The organism is Nonomuraea sp. NPDC051298 (assembly GCF_055586305.1).
In genome coordinates this window covers 227,313-241,448 of sequence record NZ_JBVJIM010000007.1, presented here as the reverse complement: position 1 = coordinate 241,448, position 14,136 = coordinate 227,313, and the positions used below count along the sequence as shown (strand labels likewise).

The window sequence follows — 14,136 nt, the reverse complement described above, 5'->3', positions numbered from 1 at the left end:
GCTGAGCACGTGAAGGTCCCCCTTTGAGGTTGATGGCATGCGGGTCAGAAGCGCCCGTCGCGGCGCTCGAACTTGGTGGGCTTGCCGAGCAGCGGCCCGCCGCCCGCGACCCAGCGCGCGGTGTGCTCGATCAGCTCGGCCGGGGTCAGCTCCGGGTAGCCGAACAGCCGGTGGCAGCGCCCCGCGTTGGACAGCAGCGCGGTCGGCGCCTCCTCACCGGTGAACACGGGCTCCTTGCCGAGCGCGGCGCCGAGGGCCTGGGCGGCCTGCCGTACGGAGATCAGCTCGGGGCCCGTCACGTTCAGCACGTACGGCGGCGTGGCGGCCAGCGCCAGGGACCGGAGCGTGACCTCGTTGGCGTACCCCTGCCAGACCACGTTCACCTGCCCGGTCGAAAGGTCCACGGGCTCGCCGGCCAGGACCTTCTGCGCCAGATCGACGAGGACGCCGTAGCGCAGCTCGACCGCGTAGTTGAGGCGGATCAGCGACATCGCCGTGCCGTACCTCTCGGCGAAGTGCGTCAGCACCCGCTCGCGGCCGAGGCAGCTCATCGCGTAGTCGCCCACGGGGCCCACGGGCGCGTCCTCGGTGCAGCCGCCGCTGGTGACCGGGACGAGCGGGTAGACGTTCCCGGTGGACAGGGCGGCGATCCTGCTGTCCCTGAACCGGTCGGCGACCCGGCCGGGCAGGTAGGCGTTGGTGAACCAGGTGGCGTGCTCGCGCCCCTGCGTGCCGAACTTGGCGCCGACCAGGAAGACGACGTTCGCGGCGTCGGGCAGGTCGCGCAGCGCCCGCTCGTCGGCCACGTCGGCGGGCACCACCGTGGCCCCTTCCGCCGCGAGCGCCTCGGCGAGCCCCGGCTCGGAGAAGCGGGACACGGCGATGATCCGCCGCTCGTGGCGCCCTGCCGCGCCGGAAGCCGCGCCGCTGGCTCTGAGCGCCAGCCGGACCAGGCTCGGCCCCAGCTTGCCCCCGGCGCCCAGGATCAGGATGTCGCCGTCGAGCCTGCTCAGATCGTCCACGAGCCCGGCGCTGGGCCGCGCCAGCCGCTCCTCGAGTTCCGCTGTCGTCCGCACGCGGGTTCTCCTCCATCGGTCAGTTACGGTCCAGACCGTAACCGGGGCCGACTTCGGCTGTCAACGGGTACGGCCCGGTCAGGCGCTCTCGCGGGCGCGGACCAGCACTTCCAGGATGGCCCTGGTCTCCTCCCACCGCACCGGGCTGGGCGCGCCGCGCACCATGGAGAGGAACGCGTCGATGGTGCCCTCGTACCCGAGCTGCCTGACCGGGTCGTCGCCGCTCTCGATCACGATGGCGCTGGAGCCGTCGCGCCCGTGCAGGGTGACGCCGTAGGACTCGTCCCGCGAGACGCCGAGGATCTCGACCGTCCCCACGACGCCGCTGCCCCACCGCAGCGCGATCACACCGGTGTCCTCCGAGCGCAGCCCCTGGTAGTGCCGCCTGGCCCCGGCGGCGCCCACCAGCCGCACGTCCGGCCCCAGCAGGGCGACCAGCAGCTCCACGCCGTGGATCCCCATGGTCACCATGGTCCCGCCCCCCTCGCCCGGGGTGTCCTGCCAGGCGTTGTAGCCGCCGGCCCACAGGCCCACGTCGTGGCGTACGGTGGCCCGCACGGCCAGCACGTCCCCGAGATCGACCCTGGCGCCGGCGAAGGCGGGCGCGAAACGCAGCACCGAGGTCGACAGCACCCGCTCGTGGATCGCCAGCCGGTCGAGCGCGTCGAGCTGGGCCCTGGTGGCGACGGCCGGCTTGTTGACGAAACAGGGCACGCCGGTCTCGAGCACCCGCGCCAGCGCCCCGGGCACCTGCGGGTTGGGCACGGTCAGCACCACGCCGTCGGGCCCGGTGGCCAGCGCCTCGCCGAGGCTGCCGGCCACCTTCGCCCCGGGGTGCTCCTCGGTGAAGCGCCGCAGCCGCTCGGGGTCCTGCTCCCACACCACCAGCTCGGCGTGGCGGGCCAGGGTGCGGGCGTCGGTGTACGGATGGCTGGTGGCGAGCCCGGCGAGAGCAACACGCACGATCGTCTTCCCTTCCTGACGGAAATGGGCACCATCATGGCAGCCCGGCGGCCCGTCCGGCCCGTCCAGCCCGTTCAGCTTCCGCCGTCGGCGGCCTGTCCAGCCCGACCGGCTTCCGTCCACCGGCGGCCCGTCCGGCCCGGCGAGCGCCCGCCCGCGCGCCGCAGGGTCTCCCCCGGCTCTTGCCATAACCTGATCACCGAAATACGGTCGGGACCGTTAATTGCCTAGGAGGCTTTGTGAAAGTCCGACTCGCGGCGTTCGCCGCCGCCCTCCTCCTCGTCCCGCTCGTCCCGGCCCCCGCACTGGCGAGTTCGCCCGCCTCGGCGGCGGCGCAGGCGGCCCCGCCCACCGGCTGCGGGTTCCAGAACCTCGGCACGATGCCACTCGTCGGCGCGACGACGGCGGGCACCGCGCTCGACCCCACGTACCGGCGAGGTCCCCGCGTCTACTCGGTCACCTCCAGCGCCTCGGGACCGGCTGTGCTCGGCATCCGCGACGCCCGCGACGGCTCGCTCGTCGCCGAACGCCCGCTGCCGCTGGCACTCGGCTCGTGGGCGGTCACCGTCGCGCCCGACCACTCGGTCTACGTCGGCTCCTACAATGCCACCGCCGGCGCGATGGGCCGCCTGTTCCGCTACGTCCCCGAGACGGACACGGTGACCGAGGCGGGCATCGCCATCCCCGGCGAGACCTTCATCTGGACGGTGGCCGCCTCCCGCGACGGCAGATCCGTCTACGGCGGAACCTCTCCGAGCGGCAAGCTGTTCCGCTACGACGTGGCCGGCGGCCGGTTCACCGACCTGGGCAGCCCGCTGCCCGGCGAACAGTACGTGCGGGACCTGGCCATCGGCGGGGACGGCACGATCTACGCGGGCATGGGCGCCACGTCCATGAAGGTCGTCGCGCTCACTCCGGAAGGCCGGGTGAAGAAGGTCATCGACGCGCCGATCGCCGGTGACGGCTGGGCCTACGACGTGGACATCGTCGGAAGGTACCTGCTCGTCCGCTTCGTCACCACCACCGCCACCAACCCGATGGGCGTGTACGACCTGAGAACGGGCCGCTGGAAGGACGTCGTCGACGACGTGGACAGCCTCACCCTGGGCGGCGGCGCGCGCGGCGATGACGTCTACCTGTTCCAGGGCGACGAACTCACGAGATACGACCTCGCTCGGGGCCGGGCGACCGGGCTCGGCTTCACCGACTACGGCGACGGCGCGGCCCGCCCGCTCGGCTGGCTCGGCGACACCCTGGTCGGCACCGCCTCCACCGGCAAGATCTGGCACTACGCCAGCAGGACCCGCCAGGGCGAGGTGTTCGAGACCACGCTGAACGGCCAGCCGGTCAGCGTCAGGTCGATGGGGATCGGCCCCGACGGGCGGGTCTACGCCGGGGGGTTCTTCACCGGCGGGCTGGCCGCCTACGACACCGCGACCGGCGAGACCCAGTTCTGGCCCAACGTCGGCCAGAGCGAGGGCATGGTCACCCACAAGGGCAAGCTCTACCTGGGCGTCTATCCCGGCGCGCGCATCTACGAGTGGGACGGCGACGCGCCCAGGCAACTGCTCACCCTGTCAGAGCAGGAGCAGGACCGGCCGTTCGCCATGGTCTCGGCGGGCGACCACCTGGCCTTCGGCACCGTACCCAAGAGCGGCGCCGCCGGGGGCGCGCTCGGCCTGTACGACCCGGCGACCGGCGACACCGTGATCAGGCGCAACATCATCCCCGGCCACTCCATCGTCGGCCTGGCCTACCGCGACGGCGTCGTGTACGGCGCGACCTCGGCGTTCGGCGGTCTCGGCCGGCCGCTGGACACCGTGGCGTACGTCTTCGCCTACGACATCGCCACCGACGCCGTGAAGTGGAAGACCGCGCCCGTGCCCGGCGACCTGTCACTCGGCTCGATCACCTTCGACGACCGGGGCAGGCTGTGGGGCATGACCCCGGACGCCGTCTTCGAGATGGACCCGGCAACCGGCCAGACCCTGCGCACCGCCAAGCACCAGGACTATCCGTGGGCGAACCAGACGCAGGTCTGGCTGGACACCAACATCGAGTTCCACGCGGGCGCGATCTGGGCCAAGGCGCAGGGCAAGGCGTACCGGGTCGACCGGGACACCCTCGCGTTCACCCAGATCGTCCGCCCGGTGTCCCTCATGCTGAAGGCGCCGGACGGACATCTCTACCTGTCACGCAACGAGAACTTCTACACCTACCGGATCTGCGGCTCATAGCGGAGGAGGGTCGCCCCTTCCGCGAAGTACACGTCACCGGACCTGTGCACCGCCAGTTGGTGCACAGGTCCTTCCCTGAGTACGGTGTGCCGCCGCGACCTCGGGTCGAGCAGGAAGAGCGAGGATCCGGCGTGCGCGCCGTAGAGCTTGCGGTCGCGCCGGTTGAACTCGAGCCTGCCGCTCGCGCTCGTGCTCGCCGACAGCGTGACGGTCGTGACGACCTCGCGCGATCCGACGTCGACGGCGAAGACGGCGCCACCCGCGATGCCCCAGAGCCTGCCCCTGTCGTCGAAGGTCAGGGCGGGGATCGCGGGCTTGCCCGGGGCCGGGACCAGCTCCCAGAGCAGCCTGTTCTCACGTACCGACCAGGCGAACAGCTTGGCCTCCGGCTGGGTGGGCGGCGTGGCGCTCTGGCCGCTGTAGATCGAGGTGCCGCCGTAGACGACGCCGTCGCGGTAGGCCAGGGAGACGATCGACTGGTCGGTGACCACGTTGCGCTTCGCCGACTTGAGCGCGCCGGTCCTCGGGTCCCAGACGGCCAGCACGCCGCCGAGGTGGCCGAGGTCGGGCATGGTGCCCACAGCGAGGTAGCGACCGGCCGAGACCATCGCCCTGGGCCTGATCTGCTTGTCGGCGCTGAGGTCGAAGAGCCTGGCCGGGTTGGCGGCCGGGCCCGGTTCGGGGCTCGGGGAGTACTCCGTGCTGTTCCAGGGCAGCTCCGGGTCGTAGGAGTAGACCCGGGCCTCGGGGTAGGCGCCGACGTAGAGCCTGCCGTCGTGGCTGGTCATGCCCTCGCTCTGCGAGAACGTGTGGAACTCCTCCGGCCGGCCCGTCTCGGGGTCGATGGCGGCGAAACCGCCGTTGAGGAAGCCTCCCGCGTACATCCTCCGGTCGGGGCCCTCGGAGAGGGCAGTGATGTCGATGGGCTCGCCCTTGACCCCGGTCTGGACGAACGACTTGGCCCCGGTCTGCGGGTTGTAGCGGAACATCAGCCCGCGCCAGAGCAGGCCGACCACGCTCCTGCCCGGGTAGTCGGGCAGGCCGAGTTCGGCCCAGCCGATGCCGCGCGTGTTGGCGACCCTGCCGGTGATCGGTACGCCGGTGCCGGTGACGGTCCCGGTGCCCGGGTCGTAGCGGACCAGTTCGCCGGACTTCACCAGGTAGACGCCTCCCCGCTCGTCGGGGGCCGAGACGTCGAGGCCGTGCGCGGCGTCCAGGGAGCCCGCCCAGGCGCCGGCCGCGATGTCCCAGACGTGCAGCGGGCCTGGGCCGGCTCCGCCGAAGCGCACGTACAGGTGGCCGCCCGCCACGTTGACGTCGTAGGCCCACTTGCCGACCGGGTCGAGGCCCGTGGGGAGCGGGATGCTCTTCACGGCCCCGCTGGCGGCGTCCACCTCGAACAGCGCCGCCGGGTCCTCGGTGCCGGCGTAGATCTTGCCGCCGCCGGCCGACACGCTGCGGATGTAGGCGTGGGACGGTGACAGCTTGCCGTAGTCGCGCACGCCGGTCGCCGGGTCGTAGGCGAACAGCCTGCCGCCGGGCGAGGTCCCGCCGTACACGGTCGCGCCCTCGCCGGGGGCGACGCTCCAGATGAAGTTCTCCGAGGCGATCGGGCGGCCGAGGTCCTGGACGCCGCCCTGTTCGGTCCAGCGGTAGAGGCGGCCGTCGCCGTAGCTGCCGACGTACACGCTGCCGTCGGGGGTGGCGTCCACGGCCCACGAGCCGCCGGCTCCCGGCAGGTCGAACCTGGCCACCTCCGCGCCGGTCCCGGGATCCACGGCGTTGAGCCTGGCCGGGGCGCCGGAGGAGGCGGACCACAGCACGGTCCTGCCGCCGGGGCCGGGGGCGACCGCGCCGCCGATGAGCAGGACGTCCTGAAGGGGCACGCCGAGGTCGGTGATCTTCCCGGCGGACGCCGCTTCGCCCGGCGCCGCGTCGGCCGCATTGGCCGTGGGTAAGGCGAGCGTGACCGCGAGAGCGACGGTCGCCAGTCTTCTGATAAGGGTCATGCCCGAAAAGCTAAGAACGATGGAAGATTCCCGTCAAGGGGATAGAGGCTGGAATTCCGGTGGGGTCCGGAATTCCAGCCTCAAGTGGCGTCTCCACCCGCGTCCTGCGCGGCCGGGCGGGCCGGACGGGCCGGGCGGGTCAGCGGAAGTCGGTGATCCGGAAGACGGAGATCATGTCAGACCTGCGAGGGTCCGCCGAGGCCGAGTTGTAGAAGGCGGCCTCGGCGCCCACCCAGCCGTGGAACGCGCCGTTGTCGTCGATGATCTGCATGAGCGGCTTGACGTGGGAGTTGCCCGAGTGGCAGAACTCACCGCGTTCCATGGCCAGACAGGTGCACCAGTGCCACAAGGTGTCGCGGCGGTCGGCGTTGGTGATCTTCATGAGGTAGTACTGGATGGAGCTGACGTTCGGGCCCGTGCCCCCGCCGTAGTTGGGGCACCCGCCCGCGGCCTGGCAGGCGCCCGCCGACGAGGGCTGCACGTACGTCAGGCACCAGGTGGTGGTGTCGCAGGTGCGGAAGGACGAGTGGGCGAAGGTCTGGCCGTTGGAGGTGCCGACGTTGTCGCCCGACCAGCTCACCAGGTCCTGCTTGAGCACGCCGGGGAACGCCTGGACCGTGCTCATCGCCCGGCGGGTGCCGAGGTCCGCGTTGCTGCCGTAGCCGTAGCCGTGGGTGGCGAGGGTGTTGTACTTGAAGTCCAGGCGGGCGAGGGCGCCGTCGGCGGACGGCCGTACGTACCACTCCTCGTTCCAGGTCTGGGCGATGTTCCAACGGATGCGCACCACGTCACCGGCCAGGCTGTAGGTGCCGGTGCGGGTCTCGTCCGGCGCTCCGGTGAATCCGCCGGCGGTGAGCACCTCGCAGGTGCGTATCCGCGAGGTGGACGATCCGGACGTCGTCGAGCAACTGGAGTCGGGGACGGTCCCGGTGCCCTGCCGGGCCTCCGGGTAGCGCTGCCACCACAGGTACGTGCTCGCCGTCACGGTCCCGTCGTCGGTGAACCGGTAGGTGCCCAGGCGCACCCAGTTCTCCCGGGACGCGGCGGCGAGGTTTCCGAGCGTCACCACGTAGTTGGCCTTTCCGCCCGGGGCAGCGACCGCCTCTCGGGAAGAGGCGGCGCCGGGTGGGGGCAGGGTCACGGCGGCGAGTGCGGCGAGTGCGGCGAGAAGGACGGCGAGAAAGGTTCGCATGGGGCCTCCCGAAGACTTCCGTTCGATGGCCGAGCTACCCGCGATTGTCCAGCCTTGGCTCGTTTCGGTCTATACCGAAATTGGCGCGGGATGCCGTACCGGCCTGACGCGGCGAGCTGTGCCGTCAGGCCGGTACCGGCACAATGGCGCGAATGACGACGCAGTACGACAACACCGACGCCTTCCGCGGCGCGAGCTTCACCGGCGCCACCTTCGCCACCGCGAAATTCCGCGACTGCGACCTGCGCGGGATCAAGATCGTCGACTCCCTGCTCGTGGACGTCAACGTGTCGGGAGAGGTACGTAACTTCCTGGTCAACGACGTGGACGTCACCCCCTTCGTCGAGGCCGAGCTGGACCGGCGGCACCCCGAACGCGTGCGGCTGCGTGCGATGCGGACGGCCGACGACTTCCGCGCGATGTGGGACACTCTCGAACGGCTCTGGACGGAAACGGTCGCCCGGGCGGAGAAGCTGCCGGACGCGGCCCGCCACGAACGGGTCGACGGCGAGTGGTCGTTCGTCGAGACGCTTCGCCACCTGGTCTTCGCCACCGACGCCTGGGCGAGCCGGACGATCCTCGACGAGCCGACGCCGTTCCACCGGCTCGGTCTGACCCACACCGGTTATCCGCCCGCGGACGCGGCGGCACTCGGCCTCGACCTCGACGCCCGCCCCTCGTACGCGGCGGTGATGGAGGCGCGGGCCGAGCGGATGGCGCTGGTGCGCGGCATCGTCGGCGGCCTCACCGACAACGGGCTCGCCCGGACGTGCACGCGCGCCCCCGCACCCGGCTATCCTGAGGAGCCGGGCTCGGTCGGCGAATGCCTGCGCGTGGTGATGGACGAGGAGTGCGAACACCGCCGCTACGCGGTGCGCGACCTCGCGGCACTCGAACCACGCCGACCCGACTGACGGCCGCCGCAGTGGACCGGGCGAGGCGTCCGCCGGGCCACCTCCTGCGGCGCCTGCCGTGCCTGCCGTGCCTGGGCGGCCCGGTGGCGCCGAGGTCGTGCCCGTCGGCTCAGAGGCTGCTGAAGGTTCGCTCGGGGTGCTCGCGCTTGGTGTACAGCTCCCAGGCGCCCTCGGCGAGGTCGTCGGGGTTGAGGGTCGCGTGGGCGACGTCGCCGTACTGGCCGGGCTGGGAGGTGACAAGGGCGTGGATGTCACCGCGCTCGATGAGGCCGCCGATGGTGAGGGTGCCCGCGTAGACGCCGGTCCCGGCGAGGGCGGCGTGCAGGGTCACCGCGTAGTTGCGCAGCGCCGCCGACAGCACGGCGAGGGCGCCCAGGGACGGCATGGGCATGACCGCGCTGACCCCTCCGGCGAACAGCAGCCCGCCCGCGCCGCGTGCGGTCATCCCGGGCAGGACCCGGTGGACCACGTCGACGGCCGGGTACAACAGCTCCATCGCCTCCCGTACGCTCTCGGCGTCGATGCTCTCGATGGGTCCGGGCCGGGGGCCGAAGTCGGGTGCGGCGGGGCCGTAGTAGACGACGTCGATGCTCCCGTTCTGCTCCGCGACGGTGTCGAGGACGGCGAGAAGCCGGTCGCGGTCGCGCACGTCGGCGGCGTACGCGGTGGCCTCGATGCCCGCCTCGGCGAGTTCGCCGAGGTAGCGGGCGTGCCGGGTGTCGGTACGTGAGACCAGCGCGATCCGGTGTCCCTCGCGCCCGAAGCGGTGCGCGATCGACATGCCGAGCCCGGGGCCGGCGCCGATGACCAGGGCGGTTCCGCGCGTTCCAGCGACAGCGGACATGACACTACCTCCTTAATCTGAGGGATCCCTCAACTTTTCTCGGACTCTAGCATGAAACTTGAGAGCGTCCTCAAGTTCGTAAGATGAGCACATGGGAGCCGGAACCAAGCCACTGCGGGCCGACGCCGCGCGCAACCGCGACAAACTCCTCGCCGCCGCCACCCAGGTGTTCGGTGAACGCGGCCTGGACGCGCCGCTGGAGGAGATCGCACGCCGGGCCGGGGTCAGCATCGGCACGCTCTACAACCACTTCCCCACCCGGGACACGTTCTTCGAGGCGATCTTCCCCGACCGGCTGGCCGCGCTCGACCGGGTCATCGAGTCCGCGCTGGCCGACGCCGACCCGTGGCACGGCCTGGAGTCGTTCCTGTCGGGGCTGTTCGCGGTCCAGGCTCGCGACCGGGGCCTCAACGACGCCGTGGTCAGGGAGTACCGCCTCGCTCTCGACGCGTCGGGGGTCTGCCAGAACGGCTTCGAGCAGGCCATGGAGATCTTCGAACGGGCCAAGCGCGCCGGCCGGCTGCGCGCCGACTTCGAAGCCGAGGATCTGGTCACCCTGGTGTGGGCGGTCTCGCAGGTGATCCGGGAGACGATCGACACCGCCCCCGACACCTGGCGACGCTGCCTGACGCTCTTCCTCGACGGGCTCCGCGCCCGTCCCGAGCCCGAGACCACTCCCGCGACACCGCCTCCCGGAGCGGGGCCGGGCTGAGAGCGGCGGTCGACGACGGCTTGCGGGCTCGCGGGGTGTCCGATGCCCGGCGTCCTGGAAAGGTTCGCCACTCATGCTCAGGACTTTGTCCAAATAGGTAATCGATTTCCCAGTCCCTGGCGACTGCCAGTCGGCCCGCGCGCCGAGCCGCCGCGCGGGCCTGACTTCCCTCGCGACAATGCACATCACAATGCGCATACTTCAAATTCTGTCGAAACGTGCCACGACAATCTTGAAGGGAAATCGATTCCTTGAAGAGGCGTCCGCGCGCGTCGAGGACCCGCGGGGCAGAGTGGACCGTGCCGATGGTAGAAAGTCTTGCGATGCCCACGATCTACGACGTCGCCCGCGAGGCGGGCGTTTCCGCGGCCACGGTCTCCCGCGTGCTCAACGGTCAGCGGACCGTCGATCCCGACATGGTGGCCAGGGTGCTGACCGCCGTCCGCGAGCTGAACTACCGGCCCAACGCGGTGGCGCGCAACCTGCGGCGCAGCCGTACGACGCTCTGGGCGGTGATCATCTCCGACATCGGCAACCCGTTCTTCACCGAGACCGTCCGCGGCATCGAGGACGTCGCCCAGCAGGCCGGCTACTCGATCGTCCTGTGCAACAGCGACGAGAACCCGGCCAAGGAGGAGACCTACGTCACGGCGGCGCTGAGCGAGCAGATGGCGGGAGTGATCATCTCCTCCTCGGGCAGCGCCAAGGCGGCCAAGACCCTGCTCGACTCGCCCGTCCCGGTCGTGGCCATCGATCGCGTGCTGCCGCGCGGCACGGTCGACACCGTCGTGGTCGACAACGAGGCGGGCGCCCGCACCGCCACCCGGCACCTGCTGGAGTCCGGCTACGAACGGGTCGCGTGCATCACGGGTCCCGAGGGCGTGAGCACCGCCGACCTGCGCCTGAGCGGCTACGTCGACGCGCTGACGGCCGAGCCCGTGGTAGCGCGTACCGACTTTCGCGAGCAGGGTGGCTACGACGCGATGGCGTCACTGCTGGCGTCGCCGTCGCGTCCCGACGCGGTGTTCGTGGCCAACAACCTGATGACGGTGGGGGCGCTGCGGTGCCTGGCGGACCGGGGGATCGACGTGCCCGGGGAGATGGGGCTGGTCGGGTTCGACGAGATCCCGTGGGCCGACCTCGTACGCCCGTCGCTGACGACCGTGGCGCAACCCACGTACGAACTGGGCCGCATGGCCGCCCGCCTCCTGGTCGACCGCATCGCCGCCCCGTCCGCGAAGCCGGCCACCGTGGTCCTCCCCGCCGAGCTACGCCCCCGGCAGAGCAGCACCCGCCCCAGCCCCGCCTCCTGAGCCCCAGCCCGACGCCCGGCCCCACGCCCGGCCCGCGTACTCCGCCCGGCTCGCGTCCTGGCGCTCGAGGACTCATCTGCTGGGGCTCTGCGCTCTTCTGTGCCTTTGTCAGGCGAGCGCGTGCGCTATGTGCGCCGTGGACCGGTAGAGGTCCAGATACAGCTCGTACAACCGCCCGTACTCCTCGGCCGCCGCCGGGTCGGGCGACACGACGGAGGTGACCGGGTTCCAGCCGTCGACCGGCGACCCCACTCCCCCGGCCGCCAGCATCGCGTCACCGTAGGCGGCTCCCACGGTCTGCGCGGGCAGGTACTGCTCCTGTTGCAGGACGTCCGAGACGATCTTCGTCCACAGGCCGCCCCGCGTGCCGCCGCCGACCGCCACCAGCCTGCTCCCGGCCCCGCCCGCCGCGCGCATCGCCGACAGGTTGTGCCGGACGCCGAACGCCGTGGCCTCCAGGGCGGCGCGGTAGAGGTGGCCGGGCCCGTGCCGCAGCGTCAGCCCCACGATCGTGCCCCGCGCCTTCGGGTCGAAGAGCGGCGTACGCTCCCCCGCGAAGTACGGCAGCATGAGCAGCCCCTCCGCGCCCCGCCCGACCTGGGCCGCCGCGGCGGTGAGAGCCTCGAAGGAGGCTCCCGTCAGGTCGCGCAGCCAGCCGGTGATCGCCCCCGAGGTCGCCATCCCGGCCGCCAGGTTGTACGTCCCCGGCGACACCCCCACCGTGCCCCACAGCCGCGGCGAGACGGCTCGCTCCGCCAGGACCTCGACGAGGAACATCGTGGTGCCGTACATGAGCATGACGTCCCCTGGCGAGCGCACTCCGGCGCTCAGTGCCTCGGCCCAGGCGTCGATGGTGCCCGCAACCACGGGGATCCCGGCGGGCAGCCCGGTGGCCGCCGCGGCGGAGGCGGTGACGGTGCCCGCGACCTCGCCGCTCCACAGCAGCGACGGCAGTTCCAGGCCGGGCGCGATCTCCCAGTCGGTGATCCACTCCCGGGCGCGGGTGTCGTACATGGGGGCGCACTGGCTGGCCGCGTGGTGGTCGAGCACGTACGCGCCGGTCAGCCGGTGCACCAGCCACGAATGCGCCATGAACACGCGCCTGGTCCGCGCCCACACCTCGGGCTCGTTGGCGCGCAGCCACTCCAGCTTGGGCCCGACGGCCTGCGAGGTGAGCGGTGAGCCGCAGCGGTCGAGGACGGCCTCGGCCCCGAAGCGTTCGGTCTGGGCGGCGATCTCGGCGGTGGCGCGGGTGTCGACCCCGTACAGGATGGCGGGGCGCAGCGGCGTGCCGTCGTCCGTGCACGGCAGCAGGCACGGGCCGATGCCGCTCACTGCGACCGCGGCGATGCTCGGCGCGAGATCCGGACGGGCCAGCTCGGCCACGATGGCGGTGAAGTCCGCCCACCACACGGCGAGGGCGTCGTGCTCGAACCAGCCGGGGTGCGGGGTGGCGGTGCGGTGCTCGCGTACGGCGGTGGCCACCACGACCCCGTCCGGCGCGACCAGCACCCCCTTCGAGCTGGAGGTCCCGATGTCCACGCCGAGGAACATCAGCCCCGCCCCGCCGGGTCGTGCTGGTCGCGGCGCTCGTCCGCGAGCTGCGCCGCCGGGTGGTCGTGGCCGTACACGAGATCGATATTAGAGTGCTGGACGGTCGCCGCATGATCGGGGTGGCGTGCTGTTCGAGCCGCGTGCCCGCACGGTCTGCGGTCATGTGGGGCTTGGGGCGCCTGCCGTGGTCTTCGTCTCAGGGATGGCACGATCTTGATCCTTGGAAATCGATTACTCGGAAAATCGATTTCCGGCGCGCCGGGCCGCCACCGAGCCGCCGATGCGAGAGGGCCGGGACAGGTCGTGCTTGCGCGACTGACAGCTCACAGTAACCGACAGTCACGTTCCGTAGTTGTCGCTGGCGGCAAAGCACCCCACGGAAACATTGGCCCCCTCCGCAACCAGAAAGGCAGTCCCGATGCATCTTCCAACCGGCACCTCACCACTCCGCCTCTCGCTCCTGGGCAGGCTCACCATCGCCGCCGCCGCCGGGGGCCTCGCCCTCGGCGCGCTCACGGCTCCGGCGTCCGCCCACATCCCGAGCGGCATCGAAAGCACCGTGGGGGTCCTCAACAACGCCAAGTTCTGCGTCCCGGGTCTGGAGGCGGCAGGGGTCGGGGTGAAGGTCCCGATCGCCTCGCCGCAGAACGCGAGCTGCGTCCAGCGCTGACGCTCCCGCCTTCGTGCTGGCGGGCCGCTGACCTGCCCGTTCACGGGTCGGCCCGTTCGTGGGCCTTGCCGCTCAGCGAGCCCGCCCGCACGAACCCACCGGGCCACAGGTCCACCGGGCCTCAAGGCCTTCCCGGCCCCGAACCCACCGGCCCGCGGGCCTACCGGGTCAGGAAGGACGTCCTTGCACGGCGTCCTTCCTGAGAGGCGCGCGGCCCTGTCCCCTTGAAGAGCCGTGATCCCGTCCCGTTGAGGGGTCGCGGCCACGTTCTCGCGGTGCGGTGTCCTTCGGACGCCACGGCCGGCGTTCCAGCATCCGAGGGCCGCCGCACCGCGACCGTCGCGGCGGGCGCCGCGTGACCCCTCACCCCGGCGCCCGCCCCGACCTGTTCACGCCCCGAGCCCCGACCCGTCCCCAGGCCCGCCCGTCCCCCGCCCTCGATCCGTTGCGGACCCGCCCGTTCTCTGCCTTCGACCCAGTCACGAGCTTGGCCGGGTGCCCGGGTCCGGTCCGTGCTCCGGCCCTCGTCGCCCCGCTCACCGCACACAAGGCCCTTGACCTGGGATGTCGTGCCACAGCGGTGGTCGTTCGTGGGATGCGGGCTTCTTGAAGGGTTCGGTCCCGACGCGAGTCGAGCGGCGGGCGAAATTGT

11 protein-coding genes are annotated in these 14,136 nt (G+C 71.7%); 5 read left to right on the top strand and 6 right to left on the bottom strand.

The features are described 5' to 3' along the window. Positions 1-44: 44 nt before the first annotated feature. The gene (locus ACZ6S0_RS22570) at positions 45-1,076 is read right to left on the bottom strand and encodes an NAD-dependent epimerase/dehydratase family protein (protein ID WP_465920833.1); all 1,032 of its coding nucleotides are present in this window, start codon (positions 1,074-1,076) and stop codon (positions 45-47) included. Positions 1,077-1,154: 78 nt separating this feature from the next. Beyond that, a complete protein-coding gene (locus ACZ6S0_RS22565; protein ID WP_465920831.1) occupies positions 1,155-2,039 on the bottom strand; it encodes a Gfo/Idh/MocA family protein in 885 nt (294 codons plus the stop codon). A gap of 239 nt (positions 2,040-2,278) precedes the next feature. Here ACZ6S0_RS22565 and ACZ6S0_RS22560 point away from each other — a divergent pair, with 239 nt between their 5' ends. Continuing rightward, positions 2,279-4,276 (top strand): ligand-binding sensor domain-containing protein, encoded by a 1,998-nt coding sequence (locus ACZ6S0_RS22560; protein ID WP_465920830.1) that lies wholly within the window; start codon positions 2,279-2,281, stop codon positions 4,274-4,276. Here the strand turns inward: ACZ6S0_RS22560 and ACZ6S0_RS22555 are convergent. After that, positions 4,255-6,285 carry an NHL repeat-containing protein gene (locus tag ACZ6S0_RS22555; RefSeq protein WP_465920828.1) on the bottom strand — a complete coding sequence of 677 codons (2,031 nt, stop codon included), beginning with the start codon at positions 6,283-6,285 and terminating at the stop codon, positions 4,255-4,257. The genes ACZ6S0_RS22560 and ACZ6S0_RS22555 overlap by 22 nt on opposite strands. Before the next feature lie 139 nt (positions 6,286-6,424). Beyond that, positions 6,425-7,477, bottom strand: a complete 1,053-nt coding sequence (locus tag ACZ6S0_RS22550) for a hypothetical protein (protein WP_465920825.1) — start codon at positions 7,475-7,477, stop codon at positions 6,425-6,427. Between the two features lie 152 nt (positions 7,478-7,629). Between ACZ6S0_RS22550 and ACZ6S0_RS22545 the strand changes: the two genes are divergently transcribed. Further along, a complete protein-coding gene (locus tag ACZ6S0_RS22545) occupies positions 7,630-8,391 on the top strand; it encodes a DinB family protein (RefSeq protein ID WP_465920823.1) in 762 nt (253 codons plus the stop codon). A 109-nt stretch (positions 8,392-8,500) separates the two neighbouring features. On the opposite strand, the gene ACZ6S0_RS22540 is transcribed toward ACZ6S0_RS22545, so the two are convergent. Beyond that, complete coding sequence (locus ACZ6S0_RS22540) at positions 8,501-9,235, bottom strand: SDR family NAD(P)-dependent oxidoreductase (RefSeq protein ID WP_465920821.1); 735 nt, start codon at positions 9,233-9,235, stop codon at positions 8,501-8,503. 91 nt (positions 9,236-9,326) lie between these two features. Here ACZ6S0_RS22540 and ACZ6S0_RS22535 point away from each other — a divergent pair, with 91 nt between their 5' ends. Further along, entirely contained in the window at positions 9,327-9,947 is a 621-nt protein-coding gene (locus ACZ6S0_RS22535; protein WP_465920820.1) for a TetR/AcrR family transcriptional regulator, read from the top strand. 323 nt (positions 9,948-10,270) lie between these two features. After that, positions 10,271-11,260 (top strand): LacI family DNA-binding transcriptional regulator, encoded by a 990-nt coding sequence (locus ACZ6S0_RS22530; protein ID WP_465920818.1) that lies wholly within the window; start codon positions 10,271-10,273, stop codon positions 11,258-11,260. A 108-nt stretch (positions 11,261-11,368) separates the two neighbouring features. On the opposite strand, the gene ACZ6S0_RS22525 is transcribed toward ACZ6S0_RS22530, so the two are convergent. Continuing rightward, the gene (locus ACZ6S0_RS22525; protein WP_465920816.1) at positions 11,369-12,802 is read right to left on the bottom strand and encodes an FGGY-family carbohydrate kinase; all 1,434 of its coding nucleotides are present in this window, start codon (positions 12,800-12,802) and stop codon (positions 11,369-11,371) included. Positions 12,803-13,232: 430 nt separating this feature from the next. Here ACZ6S0_RS22525 and ACZ6S0_RS22520 point away from each other — a divergent pair, with 430 nt between their 5' ends. Then, the gene (locus tag ACZ6S0_RS22520) at positions 13,233-13,484 is read left to right on the top strand and encodes a hypothetical protein (protein ID WP_465920814.1); all 252 of its coding nucleotides are present in this window, start codon (positions 13,233-13,235) and stop codon (positions 13,482-13,484) included. Positions 13,485-14,136: the final 652 nt, after the last annotated feature.

Excerpts from the sequence above, each read along its gene's own strand:
- ACZ6S0_RS22545 (WP_465920823.1), top strand. The coding sequence starts at position 7,630 with ATGACGACGCAGTACGACAACACCGACGCCTTCCGCGGCGCGAGCTTC.
- ACZ6S0_RS22520 (WP_465920814.1), top strand. The coding sequence starts at position 13,233 with ATGCATCTTCCAACCGGCACCTCACCACTCCGCCTCTCGCTCCTGGGC.
- ACZ6S0_RS22540 (WP_465920821.1), bottom strand. The coding sequence starts at position 9,235 with ATGTCCGCTGTCGCTGGAACGCGCGGAACCGCCCTGGTCATCGGCGCC.
- ACZ6S0_RS22530 (WP_465920818.1), top strand. The coding sequence starts at position 10,271 with ATGCCCACGATCTACGACGTCGCCCGCGAGGCGGGCGTTTCCGCGGCC.
- ACZ6S0_RS22535 (WP_465920820.1), top strand. The coding sequence starts at position 9,327 with ATGGGAGCCGGAACCAAGCCACTGCGGGCCGACGCCGCGCGCAACCGC.
- ACZ6S0_RS22550 (WP_465920825.1), bottom strand. The coding sequence starts at position 7,477 with ATGCGAACCTTTCTCGCCGTCCTTCTCGCCGCACTCGCCGCACTCGCC.
- ACZ6S0_RS22555 (WP_465920828.1), bottom strand. The coding sequence starts at position 6,285 with ATGACCCTTATCAGAAGACTGGCGACCGTCGCTCTCGCGGTCACGCTC.